Source organism: Xanthobacter autotrophicus (assembly GCF_005871085.1).
Lineage (GTDB): Bacteria > Pseudomonadota > Alphaproteobacteria > Rhizobiales > Xanthobacteraceae > Xanthobacter > Xanthobacter autotrophicus.
Genome location: NZ_VAUP01000035.1, coordinates 39,650 through 51,248, shown reverse-complemented (window position 1 = coordinate 51,248; position 11,599 = coordinate 39,650). Strand labels below are relative to the sequence as shown.

13 protein-coding genes are annotated in these 11,599 nt (G+C 65.1%); 9 read left to right on the top strand and 4 right to left on the bottom strand.

What is annotated here, in order from left to right:
* Positions 1–83: 83 nt before the first annotated feature.
* The 8 genes from nifK (at position 84) to FBQ73_RS16210 (ending at position 7,338) form a co-directional block, all read left to right on the top strand.
* Positions 84–1,643, top strand: a complete 1,560-nt coding sequence (gene nifK / locus FBQ73_RS16245) for a nitrogenase molybdenum-iron protein subunit beta (RefSeq protein ID WP_138400542.1) — start codon at positions 84–86, stop codon at positions 1,641–1,643.
* A 120-nt stretch (positions 1,644–1,763) separates the two neighbouring features.
* Entirely contained in the window at positions 1,764–3,659 is a 1,896-nt protein-coding gene (gene nifE / locus FBQ73_RS16240; protein ID WP_138400541.1) for a nitrogenase iron-molybdenum cofactor biosynthesis protein NifE, read from the top strand.
* Between the two features lie 9 nt (positions 3,660–3,668).
* On the top strand, positions 3,669–5,096 hold the full coding sequence (gene nifN, locus FBQ73_RS16235) for a nitrogenase iron-molybdenum cofactor biosynthesis protein NifN (protein ID WP_138400540.1): 1,428 nt from the start codon (positions 3,669–3,671) through the stop codon (positions 5,094–5,096).
* A gap of 24 nt (positions 5,097–5,120) precedes the next feature.
* On the top strand, positions 5,121–5,516 hold the full coding sequence (gene nifX, locus FBQ73_RS16230) for a nitrogen fixation protein NifX (protein ID WP_011995771.1): 396 nt from the start codon (positions 5,121–5,123) through the stop codon (positions 5,514–5,516).
* 8 nt (positions 5,517–5,524) lie between these two features.
* Positions 5,525–5,995, top strand: coding sequence for a NifX-associated nitrogen fixation protein (locus FBQ73_RS16225; RefSeq protein ID WP_138400539.1), 471 nt, complete (start codon positions 5,525–5,527; stop codon positions 5,993–5,995).
* A 15-nt stretch (positions 5,996–6,010) separates the two neighbouring features.
* Positions 6,011–6,211 carry a CCE_0567 family metalloprotein gene (locus tag FBQ73_RS16220; RefSeq protein WP_011995773.1) on the top strand — a complete coding sequence of 67 codons (201 nt, stop codon included), beginning with the start codon at positions 6,011–6,013 and terminating at the stop codon, positions 6,209–6,211.
* 18 nt (positions 6,212–6,229) lie between these two features.
* Complete coding sequence (gene fdxB, locus FBQ73_RS16215) at positions 6,230–6,526, top strand: ferredoxin III, nif-specific (protein WP_138400538.1); 297 nt, start codon at positions 6,230–6,232, stop codon at positions 6,524–6,526.
* 143 nt (positions 6,527–6,669) lie between these two features.
* The gene (locus FBQ73_RS16210) at positions 6,670–7,338 is read left to right on the top strand and encodes a nitrogen fixation protein NifQ (RefSeq protein ID WP_138400537.1); all 669 of its coding nucleotides are present in this window, start codon (positions 6,670–6,672) and stop codon (positions 7,336–7,338) included.
* A 253-nt stretch (positions 7,339–7,591) separates the two neighbouring features.
* Here FBQ73_RS16210 and FBQ73_RS16205 read toward each other — a convergent pair whose 3' ends face one another.
* The 4 genes from FBQ73_RS16205 to FBQ73_RS16190 all read right to left on the bottom strand — a co-directional run bounded on the left by FBQ73_RS16205 (position 7,592) and on the right by FBQ73_RS16190 (position 9,621).
* Positions 7,592–7,909, bottom strand: coding sequence for a hypothetical protein (locus tag FBQ73_RS16205; RefSeq protein WP_138400536.1), 318 nt, complete (start codon positions 7,907–7,909; stop codon positions 7,592–7,594).
* Between the two features lie 5 nt (positions 7,910–7,914).
* On the bottom strand, positions 7,915–8,166 hold the full coding sequence (locus FBQ73_RS16200) for a hypothetical protein (RefSeq protein ID WP_011995777.1): 252 nt from the start codon (positions 8,164–8,166) through the stop codon (positions 7,915–7,917).
* Positions 8,167–8,179: 13 nt separating this feature from the next.
* The gene (locus FBQ73_RS16195) at positions 8,180–9,040 is read right to left on the bottom strand and encodes a sulfurtransferase (protein WP_138400535.1); all 861 of its coding nucleotides are present in this window, start codon (positions 9,038–9,040) and stop codon (positions 8,180–8,182) included.
* A gap of 119 nt (positions 9,041–9,159) precedes the next feature.
* Positions 9,160–9,621, bottom strand: coding sequence for a hypothetical protein (locus FBQ73_RS16190; RefSeq protein ID WP_138400534.1), 462 nt, complete (start codon positions 9,619–9,621; stop codon positions 9,160–9,162).
* A 320-nt stretch (positions 9,622–9,941) separates the two neighbouring features.
* On the opposite strand from FBQ73_RS16190, the gene FBQ73_RS16185 reads away from it, so the two are divergent.
* Entirely contained in the window at positions 9,942–11,588 is a 1,647-nt protein-coding gene (locus FBQ73_RS16185) for a flavin monoamine oxidase family protein (RefSeq protein ID WP_138400533.1), read from the top strand.
* The last annotated feature ends 11 nt before the right edge of the window (positions 11,589–11,599 follow it).

Sequence of the window (11,599 nt, the reverse complement as noted above, 5' to 3'; positions counted from 1 at the left end):
CGCCTGAGCCCGAAGCCCCTCCCCTTTTCGGGGAGGGGCACCTGGCGGGCTTGATCCGTTTGACCCACCCATAGGGGTTCGAGATGCCACAGAATGCAGATAACGTGCTCGATCACTTCGAGCTGTTCCGCGGTCCCGAGTACCAGCAGATGCTGGCCAACAAGAAGAAGCTGTTCGAGAACCCCCGCGATCCCGCCGAAGTCGAGCGCGTCCGCGAGTGGGCCAAGACGCCTGAGTACAAGGAAAAGAACTTCGCCCGCGAAGCTCTGACTGTGAACCCGGCCAAGGCCTGTCAGCCGCTCGGCGCCGTGTTCGCCGCCGTCGGCTTCGAGCAGACCATCCCCTTCGTGCACGGCTCGCAGGGCTGCGTCGCCTACTATCGCTCGCACTTCTCCCGTCACTTCAAGGAGCCCAGCTCCTGCGTGTCCTCGTCCATGACGGAAGACGCGGCGGTGTTCGGCGGCCTGAACAATATGATTGACGGCCTCGCCAACACCTACAGCATGTACAAGCCGAAGATGATCTCGGTCTCCACCACCTGCATGGCGGAAGTCATCGGTGACGACCTGAACGCCTTCATCAAGACTGCCAAGGAAAAGGGCTCGGTTCCGCAGGAATACGACGTCCCCTTCGCTCACACCCCCGCGTTCGTCGGCAGCCACATCACCGGCTACGACAACGTCATGAAGGGCATCTTCGAGCACTTCTGGGACGGCAAGGCCGGCACCGCGCCGAAGCTGGAGCGCGTCCCGAACGAGAAGATCAACTTCATCGGCGGCTTCGACGGCTACACCGTCGGCAACCTGCGTGAAGTCAAGCGCCTGTTCGGCCTGATGGACGTGGAATACACCATCCTCGCCGACAATTCCGAAGTGTGGGACACCCCCACCGACGGCGAATTCCGCATGTATGACGGCGGCACGACCCTGGAAGAGGCAGCCGACGCGCTGCACGCCAAGGCCACCATCTCCATGCAGGAATACTGCACCGAGAAGACCCTGCCGCTCATCGCCAGCCATGGCCAGGAAGTGGTTGCCTTCAACCACCCTGTGGGCGTGAAGGGCACCGACGAGTTCCTGATGGCGATCTCCCGGATCTCCGGCAAGCCGATCCCGGAAGCTCTCGCCAAGGAGCGTGGCCGCCTGGTGGACGCCATTGCGGACTCCAACGCCCACATCCACGGCAAGAAGTTCGCCATCTACGGCGATCCGGACCTGTGCCTGGGCCTCGCGGCCTTCCTGCTCGAGCTCGGTGCCGAGCCGACCCACGTGCTTGCCACCAACGGCAACAAGAAGTGGGCCGACAAGGTGCAGGCCCTGTTCGACTCGTCGCCGTTCGGCCAGAACTGCAACGTCTATCCCGGGCGTGACCTCTGGCACATGCGGTCGCTGCTCTTCACGGAGCCGGTCGACTTCCTCATCGGCAACACCTACGGCAAGTATCTCGAGCGCGACACGGGCACCCCGCTGATCCGCATCGGCTTCCCGGTGTTCGACCGTCACCACCACCACCGCTACCCGGTGTGGGGCTATCAGGGCGGCATGAACGTTCTGGTGTGGATCCTGGACAAGATCTTCGACACCATCGACCAGAACACCATCGTCCCCGCCAAGACCGACTACTCGTTCGACATCATCCGTTGATCGCAGAAGTCTGACGAAAATCGATCCGGCCCGGGGCCCCGCCCGGGCCGGCCCGAACGGGAGCCTGCCCTTTTCGGAAGTTCTGATCTTTACACAGCCCGCTTCTCGAAGGAGAGATCCATGAGCTCGGTTTCCGCCACGATCCAGGAAGTCTTCAACGAGCCAAGCTGCGCGAAGAACCAGAACAAATCGGAAGCGGAAAAGAAAAAGGGGTGCACCAAGCAGCTCCAGCCTGGCGGTGCCGCCGGCGGCTGCGCCTTCGACGGCGCCAAGATCGCCCTCCAGCCCCTGACCGACGTCGCCCATCTCGTGCATGGCCCCATCGCCTGCGAGGGCAACAGCTGGGACAATCGCGGCGCGAAATCGTCCGGCTCGCAGATCTGGCGCACCGGCTTCACTACGGACATCAACGAGACCGACGTGGTGTTCGGCGGCGAGAAGCGCCTGTTCAAGTCGATCAAGGAAATCATCGAAAAGTACAATCCCCCCGCCGTCTTCGTCTATCAGACCTGCGTGCCCGCCATGATCGGCGACGACATCGACGCGGTCTGCAAGGCGGCGAAGGAGAAGTTCGGCACGCCGGTGATCCCGGTGAACTCGCCCGGCTTCGTGGGTCCGAAGAATCTCGGCAACAAGCTCGCCGGCGAGGCCATCCTCCAGCACGTCATCGGCACCGAGGAGCCGGAGTACACCACGCCCTATGACCTCAACATCATCGGCGAATACAATCTGTCCGGTGAATTGTGGCAGGTGAAGCCGCTGCTCGACGAGCTCGGCATCCGCATCATGGCCTGCATCTCCGGCGACGGGCGCTACAAGGATGTGGCCTCGTCGCACCGCGCCAAGGCGGCGATGATGGTGTGCTCCAAGGCCATGATCAACGTGGCCCGCAAGATGGAGGAGCGCTACGATATCCCCTTCTTCGAGGGCTCGTTCTACGGCATCCAGGATTCGTCCGACTCGCTCCGCGAGATCGCCCGCATGCTCATCGAGCGCGGCGCCGATCCCGAGCTGATGGACCGTACCGAAGCCCTCATCGAGCGCGAGGAGGCGAACGCCTGGGCGGCCATCGCCAAGTACAAGCCCCGCTTCAAGGACAAGAAGGTGCTGCTCATCACCGGCGGCGTGAAGTCCTGGTCGGTGGTGGCGGCGCTGCAGGAAGCCGGCCTCGAGCTGGTGGGCACCTCGGTGAAGAAGTCGACCCGCGAGGACAAGGAGCGCATCAAGGAACTCATGGGGCAGGACGCCCACATGATCGACGACATGACGCCCCGCGAAATGTACAAGATGCTGAAGGACGCGAAGGCCGACATCATGCTCTCGGGCGGCCGGTCGCAGTTCATCGCGCTCAAGGCGGCCATGCCGTGGCTCGACATCAACCAGGAGCGCCACCACGCCTACATGGGCTATGTGGGCATGGTGAAGCTGGTCGAGGAGATCGACAAGGCGCTCTACAACCCCATCTGGGAGCAGGTGCGCAAGCCCGCCCCGTGGGACAACCCGGCCAACAACTGGCAGAACCGCGCCATCGCCGAGATGGAGGCGGAAGCCGCAGCCCTCGCCGCCGATCCGGTGGCCGCCGAAAAGGCGCGCCGGGCCAAGAAGATCTGCAACTGCAAGAGCGTCGACCTCGGCACCATCGAGGACGCCATCGCGGCCCACGGCCTCACCACCGTGGAAGGCGTGAAGACCCACACCAATGCCTCCGGCGGCTGCGGCGCCTGTGCCGGTCGCATCGAGGAGATCTTCGAGGCCCGTGGCTTGGTGCCGGCGGAAGAGCCGGAGCTTGATCCGGTCGCGGCCGAAGCCAAGCGGCGCGCCAAGAAGGTGTGCAACTGCATGAGCGTGGATGTGGGCACCATCGAGGATGCCATCCAGGCCGGCGCCGGCAACCTCGCCGAAGTGAAGGCGCAGACCAAGGCCACCGGCGGCTGCGGCGGCTGCGCCGAGCGCATCGAGGACATGCTGGACGCGGCCGCGGCGAACACGCCGGCCACCCTCGTGGCAGCGGAATAGGAGGCCGGCATGGCGAAATTCGTCACGGGCAAGAAGGCCTGCGCGGTCAATCCCCTGAAGATGAGCCAGCCCATCGGCGGCGCGCTCGCCTTCATGGGGCTTCGCGGTGCCATGCCGCTGCTGCACGGTTCGCAGGGCTGCACCTCATTCGGCCTGGTGCTGTTCGTGCGCCACTTCAAGGAGGCGATCCCGCTCCAGACCACCGCCATGAGCGAGGTGGCCACCGTGCTCGGCGGCCTCGACAACGTGGAGCAGGCGGTTCTCAACATCTACAACCGGACCAAGCCGGAAATCATCGGCATCTGCTCCACCGGCGTCACCGAGACCAAGGGCGATGACGTGGACGGCTACATCAAGCTGATCCGCGCCAAGTATCCGCAGCTCGCCGACTTCCCCATGGTCTATGTCTCCACGCCCGACTTCAAGGACGCCTTCCAGGACGGCTGGGAGAAGACGGTCGCCAAGATGGTCGAGGTTCTGGTGAAGACGCCGGAGCCGGACGCCAAGCGCGATCCCAGGCGCGTCAACGTGCTGCCGGGCTCCCACCTGCAGCCCGGCGATCTCGACGAACTGCGCTCCATCTTCGAGGATTTCGGTCTGGAGCCCTCCTTCCTGCCGGACCTGGCGGGTTCGCTGGACGGGCACATCCCGGACGACTTCACGCCCACCACCATCGGCGGCATCGGGGTGGAGGAGATCGCCACCATGGGCGAGGCCTCCTGGACCATCGCCATCGGCGCGCAGATGCGTCGCGCGGCCGAGGCCATGGAGAAGAAGACCGGGGTTCCCTACCGGCTGTTCGAGCGGCTGTGCGGGCTTGGGCCCAACGATGAATTCTTCATGTTCCTGAGCGAAATCTCGGGGCGCGAGGTGCCGAAGAAGTATCGCCGGCAGCGCGGCCAGCTGGTGGATGCCATGCTGGATGCCCACTTCCACCTGGGCGGGCGCAAGCTCGCCATCGGGGCGGAGCCGGACCTGTTGTTCGATGTGGCGTCCATGCTCCACGAGATGGGCACGCACATCACTACGGCGGTCACCACCACCCAGTCGCCGGTGTTCGAGAAGCTCCAGGCGGAAGAGGTGCTGCTCGGCGACCTCGAGGATCTGGAGACGCTGGCGAAAGAACGCGGCTGCGACCTGCTGCTGACCCATTCCCACGGCCGGCAGGCGGCGGAGCGGCTGAACATTCCGTTCCACCGCATCGGCATTCCCATGTTCGACCGCATCGGCGCCGGGCACCGGATGATTGTCGGCTATCGCGGCACGCGCGAACTGATCTTCACGTTGGCGAACCTCTGCATCGCCGATCACGAGGCGAACCATGAGGTGACGCCCGACACCTGGAAAAATCCGTGGGACGGGGATGGTCACGGCCATTCGCACGCCCCTGCGACGACGCCCACCCACGGCACCGTCGTGAGCACCTCCCACCACTAAGAACGAGCAGAGGCGCACCCTCCCATGAAAGTCGCATTTGCAACCCAGGACCTCAAAAGGGTCGATGCCCATTTCGGGTGGGCCAAGAACATCGCCATCTACGAGGTGGGTCCGGAAAGCCATCATTTCGTGGAAGCCATCGAGTTCGACGGCGACCTGAAGGAAGACGGCAATGAGGACAAGCTCGCCCCGAAGATCGAGGCGATCAAGGATTGCGCGATCCTCTACGTGGCTGCCATCGGCGGCTCCGGCGCGGCGCGGGTGGTGGCCAACAACATCCACCCCATGAAGGTGAACCAGCCCGAGGAGATCGAAGACCTCATCGAGAAGCTGGCCACGGTGCTGCGCGGCACGCCTCCGCCCTGGCTGCGCAAGGTTATGTCGAAGGGCCAGGAACGTACTTTCGATTTTGATGAATGAGGATTGACATGTCCGAAGCAGCGCAAGTGATCGAGCCGGTATCGGCCGAAGACAATCCGTTCATCAAGCAACTCATCAAGGTCTGGCGCGCCCAGGACACCCATGGAGCGTGGGAAGGCAAGGCGGATCTTGATCTCATCGCCGAATACATCGTGGACAAGGAAGCCCGTCGGGCTCTCCCCATCATCGGCGATCCCGATCCCGAGACCATCTGGCGCATGGAGCTGTTCTTCAACGCCGTGTGTCTCCTGATCGAGCGTGAGACCAAGGTGATGATCACCCCCATGCTGAAGATGAGCCACGAGGGCTTCGGCCGCATGGTGCTCATCGGCGGCCGGCTGATCGTGGTCAACAAGCAGCTGCGGGACGTTCACCGCTATGGTTTCGACAATCTCGGCAAGCTCGCCGAGGAGGGGACGAAGTTCGTCGCCTCGGGCGTCGAGATGATCCGGAAGTTCCCGGAAGTGGCCAACTACTGAAGATCAGGTGCACCCATGAGCGACGTGGAAGAACTCAAGGCCGAAATCAAGAAGCTGTCCGCCAAGGCGACGCAGGCAAAAATGGACCTCCACGATCTGTCCGAGGAACTCCCCATCAGCTGGGAGACGATCATGGATGTCGCCAAGAGGGCGCACAGCGCCTTCGCCGAGCTGGAAAAGAAGCGCGCGGACCTGAAAGCACTTGAGGCCGCCTAACCTGAAGGCTTTTTCGAAATGTCCAACGAAACCCGAGATGGTCGAGCCTGGCAGCCAGACTATTTGCTCGATATCGATGCCGGCAAGTGCATCGGTTGCGGGCGCTGCTTCAAGGTCTGCGGCCGGGACGTGATGACGCTGAAAGGCATCAACGAGGACGGCGAAGTCGTCTCCCTCGATGATGACGAGGACGATGAGGTCGAGAAGAAGGTGATGGTCATGAACGACACGGGCGCCTGCATCGGTTGCGGTGCGTGCGCGCGCGTCTGCCCGGCCAATTGCCAGGTTCATGGTCATGAGCAGGCTGCGGCCTGATTGCCACCGCCGATAGCGGATTTGTTTTGAAGCGGAAGGGCGATGGGCTTTGCTCATCGGCCTTCCGCGGCCCGCACGGCGCTTGAGCCAAATCCATTCGGCACCGGTCTCAGGCCGGTGTCGTTGGTTGAAGGAGTGGGTCCATGGCCGCCGAAGAGGTCTATGACTGGTTGATTGCTTCATCGACCGCTTCGGCCGGCGACCCCTTCGACGCGCATGTGGCGGCCTCCATCGTCGCCGTCGCCTTTGCGGAGGCGGAAGAGGACGGGCGCCATTGCCTCGAGGCTCTCGGCCTTGAGAAGTCTGCCTTCCTCGACCTCGCCCGCATCCTGTTTCCCAATGCAGTGGATACGCTCGATCGACGCATGGACGGGCGTTCGCCCACCGTCGAGGCGGAAGAGCAGTCGATCCGCGACATTCTCGGCATCTATTCGTCCGATGCCGGACGGCTTCAGACCCATTTCATCGCCATGATCGCGCGGCGCTGTCAGTCGCCTCACCACCTGTGGCAGGACCTGGGGCTCAGGGACCGCGCGGAACTACGGGCGCTCATGACGCGCCGTTTCGCGCCGCTGGCGCTGAAAAACCGGCAGGACATGAAGTGGAAGAAGTTCCTCTACCGCATGGTGTGCGGCTCGGAGGGCTTCACCCTGTGCGCGGCGCCGGTGTGCTCCGATTGCGACGAATTCCACGTCTGCTTCGGTGCGGAGGACGGGGAATCGCGCCTCGCCCGCAACCGCAACGCCGCCGCCAACGGCAACGCGCCGCTCGGTCAGATCCACGGCGCGGCGCTTCCCGAGGCCGCCGAATAGGGCCCGGACCCGCGTCGGCCCTGAGGCGGCCAAGTCGCATCGGGGGGCCAAGTCGCATCGCCCCCAATCGGGTTCCCGATCTCGTCGCCTTCCCATCGCAGCCCATCAGTCCGGCCGGCGCGCGGGCAAACGCGCTGGTGCGGCCCCTGCTGGGCCTCAGGAACAAGTCGCTCCTGCCCCGACGAAAAAGCCCGGCACCGAAGATCGGGCCGGGCTGCTCATGCAGTGGTGGCAAACGCGGCGGCGGATGCCGTCACTCGATGCCTTCGCTGCGGGCGCGCCACATCATGGCGATGCGGAACCGCTCGTTGATGGCCGCGGGGCTGGCGAGGATTTCCGCCTCGGCCTCCTTGAAGGCCTTTTCCACCAGCTCGGCCTCTTCCTTGGTCAGGGTCACGCGGCCGGCGAGATGGGTTGCCTCCGGGTGGACCGACCAGATCTTGCGGCAGTTGGGATGAAGCTTGATCTCGGTGAGGTCGAAGGATTCAAGCTGGCCGTCGAGGAGAATGGCGAGGCCCGAAACTTCGAGCTTGCGCCCGTCCGAAGTGGTCTTGATGAGCGTGGTAGCCATTTGCGTCACCCGTCCTGAGCTGCGAGCCAACTGTAACCGCCCTGGTCCCAGAGCTGCGCCAGTAATTGATCCGAACTCCAGTCCGGAAATTGAGACTTCACGGTTTCATAATCACCGCGAAAGCGCTCCGCGTCCTCTCCGGAAAGATCCGCAGTGAGGCCGTCCGGCTTGAACCGAAGTACGAAATGCGTGTTGTCGTCCGAGGCGAGGAGCGTGAACTCCTCGCCATCGCTGATGAGGGGCAGAAGGTCGGCCATGGGTGTCTCCCGGTCAGGCCGCGGCCGCCGTCGGTGTGTCTTCGGCCAGGCCCCACTCGGCCCAAGAGCCGTCGTAGAGCGCCGCTGTCTTGTTGCCGAGGATGAACAGCGCCAGCAGCACCACGGCCGAGATGGTGCCCGAGGCGCAGGTGGCGATCACCGGCTTGGTGATGTCGATGCCGGCGGCGGTGAACCGGGCCGCGAGCGCGTCGGGCGCGATCAGCGTTCCGGTCTCCTCGACGATGAGGTCGCCCCAGGGCAGGTTCACCGAGCCGGGAATGTGGCCCTTCTTCTTCACCGGGAACACGTCGTCCTGGCTGCCGGCGAACTTGGCCGGGCCCCGCGCGTCGATGACCTGCTCGGCCGCGCTGGCCACATTGGCCAGCATGTCGCCGAGATTGCGGACAAGGGCGGGATTGAAGGAGGCGGTGAAGGTCTTGGGCTCCGGCCGTACCGGGGACATGTCGGACGGCTTCTTTTCCTTCACCCACTTGCCGTAGCCGCCGTCCAGCAGGGCCACGTCGTCATAGCCGAAGATGCGGAACATCCACCACACGCGGGCTGCGGCCGCGCCGCCACACAGGCGGTCATACACCACGATCTTGTCACCGTTCGAGATGCCAAGCAGGCCGACCTTCTTGGCGAATTCGGCGGCCGGGGGGAGCATGTGGGGGAGGGGATTGGACTTGTCGGCCACGTGATCGATATCGAAATGCACGGAGCCCGGCAGGTGGCGTCCGCGATACTGGGTGCGCCCGTCCATGTTGCTGCTTTCATGCAGCCAGGTGCAGTCCAGGATCTTCACATCCGGCGCTTCGAGATGCTCGGCCAGCCATTCGGTGCTCACCAACGGTCCGGGAAGAACGGTGGACATGACGCAAGTCTCTCCCTGTCGAGGTTCGGACATCGGGTACTGTCAATGTCTGCCGGGCAGGGCGCCCGGCAGACGATCCTGGAACGGTCGGCGCGCTGTGGCCGCCCGAAACGCAGCGCTCAGCGCACCTTGGGCAGGCTGTAGCCGGGGCGCGGGTGGGCGTCGTAGTAGTCGACGCGCTCGGGCCAGCCGCCTTCGGGGTTGAACTTGAACTTCACCACCTTCACAGGCGCGTTGGCGGAGAAGGAGACTTCCGAGAACTTGATCTCACGGTCGCCGGGGCCGGCGGAAAAGTCGGCCACCACCTTGCCGTCGGCGGTCACCGCGCGGGCGAAGCCCGGGGTGCCCACGTCGGAGGCGTTCACCACGTCGGCGACGAAGCTCGCCACCTCGGAGCCGTCCTCGGACGGGGTGCCGAAGGCCGGCGTGGCGAAGGTGAAGGCGACGAGCTTGCCGCTGCGGTCAACCGCATGGTCGGCGGTCACGGGACGGGCCACGGAATAGACGGTGAGGGTGCCCCCCGCCAGCAGCTCCTTGATCTCCTCGAGGGAGCGGCTTGCGAATTCCGACGCGACGATCATGGCAATCTCCACTAGACAATCAGGTGTGACGAACGGTCCCCTTGGTTGATCAATTTTCGTGCCAGTCGCTGTCGTGTCCCCTGCTCTCCCTCCTCGCGTACCGGCCGGGTGCCGCAAAGCCTTGTCCGCAAGCGCTTCCCGGCCGGCCTGTCGGTGCTGGCCGGTCGTGTCGGAGGTTTCCACGGGCTTGTCGGAAATGCGTCGCACATCGCGGGAAATGCGACGTGGACCCCGCTACGGACGCCACAAACCGGTCCATTCCGGCTGTGCGCGAATCTTGCAAGGGCTCCAAAAAGGCGACACGCAGGGGATCTGAATCCATGCTGGACACGGCGATCATCGGCGGCGGGCTGTGCGGCCTCGCCCTGGCGCGGAGCCTCAAGAAGGCCGACCGCAGCCTGACCCTGTTCGAGGCGCGCGCCCGTCTCGGCGGTCGCATCCTTTCCGCCGTCCCGGCCACCACCGGGGAGGCGCTGGATCTTGGCCCCACCTGGTTCTGGCCCGACACCCAGCCGCTCATCACCGCCTTCGTCTCGGAGCTGGGCCTGTCCACCTTCGCCCAGCACGACGAGGGCGCGGTGCTGCACCTGACCGAGGCGGACAAGGCACCCCAGGGCTTCGCGCAGCAGGTCCATGGCGGGGCACGGCGTATCGCCGGCGGCATGGCGCGGATGGTCGCGACGCTCGCCGACGGGCTTGGCGAGGATGAAATCCGGCTCGGCCATGTGCTCCAGAAGGTGGAGGACAAGGGCGACCACGTGGTGCTGACCTTCCGGGTCGACGACGCCTTCCTGACGGTTGAGGCGCGCCATGTGGTGATCGCCCTGCCGCCGCGCCTCGTTGCGGAAACCGTGCGCTTCTCTCCGGATCTGGATTCGGCCACCCGTGATGCCATGGGCGCCGCTCCCACCTGGATGGCGGCGCAGGCCAAGGTGGTGATGGCCTTCACCGCGCCGTTCTGGCGGGAGGCTGGCCAGTCGGGCAACGCCTTCGTCACCCATGAGCAGGCGGTGGTGGGTGAGATCTTCGACGCCTGCGATGCCTCCGGCACCAAGGCGGCGCTGGGCGGCTTCCTGAGCTTCCCGCCGGACCTGCGGGAGGCCTTCGTGGCCGGCCTGCCCATGCTCATGGACAGCCAGATGGCTCAGGTGTTCGGCAGTGCCGCCGAGGGCGCGGAGCAGCTGTATCAGGACTGGGCGCTGGAGCCCTTCACCTGTTCCGCCCGCGACCGCGCCGAGCCGCAGGGCGAGCATGTGGCCTTTTCCAATCCCCTGCTGCGCCGGCCCTTGTGGGACGGCCGGCTCTATCTGGGCGGCTCGGAGACCGCGACCCAGGGCGCCGGCTATCTGGAGGGTGCGCTGGAGGCGGCACGGCGCATCGACCGGGCGCTGGCCCGCGCGCGGAGCGAAGAGGACGACATGGTCCTGCCCGAGGGGCTCTCGATCAACGCGGCGAGCCTCGCGCGCTTCTCGGCCTGGGTGGCGACGCTGAACGATGCGGCCTTCGAGGCCTATCGGGTGCGGCTCAACCGCGCGCTGGCGACCCAGCAGCGCGAGCAACTGACCCAGCGGGCCATGCTCGGCGCCATCGAGGACATCTACGAGCGCGCCGTGGACATGCTGGACACGCTGCCCTTCGATCTGCGCGACGTGCCGGTCGAAAAGGGCCGCTCGGCGCTGATGAGCGACGTGCAACTGCCGTTCCGCGATTTCATCCAGACCCTGCTCGACGACATCGTCGCCTTCAACCGCACGTCCTGCGCCCTGTCCAACTTCCCGGGCGAGCACCATCTGGCGAAGGACTATGTGCAGACCATCCTGCGCGACGTGGCGGCGGCCTGGCGCGACTTCTGCCTCGCCGCCAACCGCCGCCTTCTCGCCAAGGCGGAGGCCGGCCTGGCCGCGGTTGACGGTCTTCCCCCTGGCGCGGGTCCCCGCAAGGGCCCGATCCTGACCAGTGCATCGTGAACGAGGACAAG